This window comes from Bradyrhizobium sp. (assembly GCF_049798375.1).
In the GTDB taxonomy this organism is placed as follows: Bacteria; Pseudomonadota; Alphaproteobacteria; order Rhizobiales; family Xanthobacteraceae; genus Bradyrhizobium.
The window spans coordinates 1-1,841 of record NZ_JBARGP010000266.1 but is presented as its reverse complement, the minus strand read 5'-3'; the positions used below and the strand labels follow the sequence as shown (position 1 = coordinate 1,841).

The window sequence follows — 1,841 nt, the reverse complement described above, 5'->3', positions numbered from 1 at the left end:
TCACCAAGCGCGAGCAGTTCCACTCCAACATCATCGGCCAGAGTGTCACGCTCGGCCGCGAGGAGGTGCGCACCCGGATCGCGCAGATGACCGACTACTTCATGGCCCACGGCGTGCCCGATCCGGCGGGCGCCCGGCAGCAGGCCATCGTCGCGCTCGGCAAGGCCGTGAAGCACCAGGCGCTAGTGATGGGCTACAGCGACGCCTTCGCCATCATCGGCGCGGTGCTGGTGATCGCCGCGATCGCGGTGCTGCTCACCCGCAAGGTGAGGCGCGCGGCCAGCGGTGGTGCGGGCGCGCATTAGCCCCAGGGCCATCTCGAATGAGATGATCTTGCCGGCCGGCTCTGCTAGGGTCGGCCGGCGAGACTCATTCAAGGATAGCATGGCCCGACGCACCGGCAGCGCCGATCTTCCGCTCCATTCAGGCCGCGTACCGGCTTGGCTCGGCACCCGCATGACCTCGCTCGGCGCCATCATCACGCAAGCCATCGTGCATCACTACGGCCGCGACGAGTTCCTCTCCCGGTTGGCGCATCCCTACTGGTTCCAGTCGTTCGGCGCCGTGATGGGCATGGACTGGCACTCCTCAGGAATCACCACCAGCGTGATCGGCGCCTTGAAGCGCGGGCTGAAGCCTCTCGCAAGCGAACTCGGCATCCATGTCTGCGGCGGCCGGGGCGAGCATTCGCGCAAGACGCCGGACGAGCTTCGTGTTTTGAGCGACCGCCTCGGCCTCGACGGCGAGACCTTGGTGCGCACCAGCAAGCTGGTCGCCAAGGTCGACAGCGCCGCGGTGCAGGACGGCTTCGATCTCTATCTCCACGGCTTCGTCGTCACCGATGACGGCAAATGGGTGGTGGTGCAGCAGGGCATGAATGGCGACAAGCGCCAGGCCCGTCGCTATCACTGGCATTCGCAAGGCCTGACCAGCTTCGTCGATACGCCACACAGCGCGATCGATGGTAGGCCGCAGGGCGAGATCGTCAATCTCACCGACCATCGCGCTGAAGGCTCGCGGAACGCCCAGCTCGATTTGCTGACCGCCCTTGGTCCCGACCGCATCGTCAGCGAACTCGAACGGATGAGCGGCACAGAGCGCCCGCCGCCGCAAGCCTTGTTGCCGCATCTGATCATGCCGGCACATCATGACGTCCGGCCGAAGGACGTATTCGCCCGTCGCCTGCACGGCACCCTGGCTGCGGCGGCCGAACGCGGCCCGGTCGATTTCCCTGAGCTGTTGCTGACATCAGGTGTCGGCGCGCGCACGGTGCGCTCGCTGGCGATGGTCGCCGAGGTCGTGCATGGCGCGCCCTATCGCTTCGCGGACCCCGCGCGCTTCTCGCTCGCCCACGGCGGCAAGGACCGTCATCCCTACCCGGTGCCGATCAAGGTCTATGACGAGACCATCCGCGTGCTGAAATCCGCCGTCAGTAGCGCCAAGCTCGGCCGCGAGGAGGAGCTTGGCGCGTTGAAGCGCCTCGACGACCAGGCGCGCAAGCTGGAGCGGATCGCCACCGGTCCGTCGCTCGACGCCTTCATCGTGACCGAGCGCGCCGCCTCGCCTGGGCTCGATGGCCGCTCGGTGTTCGGCTGGGAGCGAGACCTCGCGCCAGCTCTCACGAAGCGCCATTCGTCGACCTGACGATGCCGCCCGAGAGCGGCCGCCGACAATCGCTAATTCACCCTGTCAAACAGCCGGCAAACGACACGCGTAGCTCACGCTGCGCGCACATTGCCGAGGAATTTTCCGGTCTCGCCCTTGAGCTGCGCCGACTGAGCGCCGAGCTGGCCGGCTGCGCTCAGCACCTGCGCGGCCGCCGCGCCGACCTGGCCCGAGGC

At 67.4% G+C, this 1,841-nt stretch carries 1 protein-coding gene and 1 pseudogene; both read left to right on the top strand.

The window, feature by feature from the left end; all coding sequences use genetic code 11:
• Positions 1-305 (top strand): annotated as a pseudogene (locus tag WA702_RS11325) (EmrB/QacA family drug resistance transporter); the annotation flags it as partial.
• A gap of 79 nt (positions 306-384) precedes the next feature.
• The gene (locus WA702_RS11320; RefSeq protein ID WP_425110608.1) at positions 385-1,644 is read left to right on the top strand and encodes a DUF763 domain-containing protein; all 1,260 of its coding nucleotides are present in this window, start codon (positions 385-387) and stop codon (positions 1,642-1,644) included.
• The last annotated feature ends 197 nt before the right edge of the window (positions 1,645-1,841 follow it).

Coding starts and splice junctions, on each gene's coding strand:
- WA702_RS11320 (WP_425110608.1), top strand. CDS start 385: ATGGCCCGACGCACCGGCAGCGCCGATCTTCCGCTCCATTCAGGCCGC.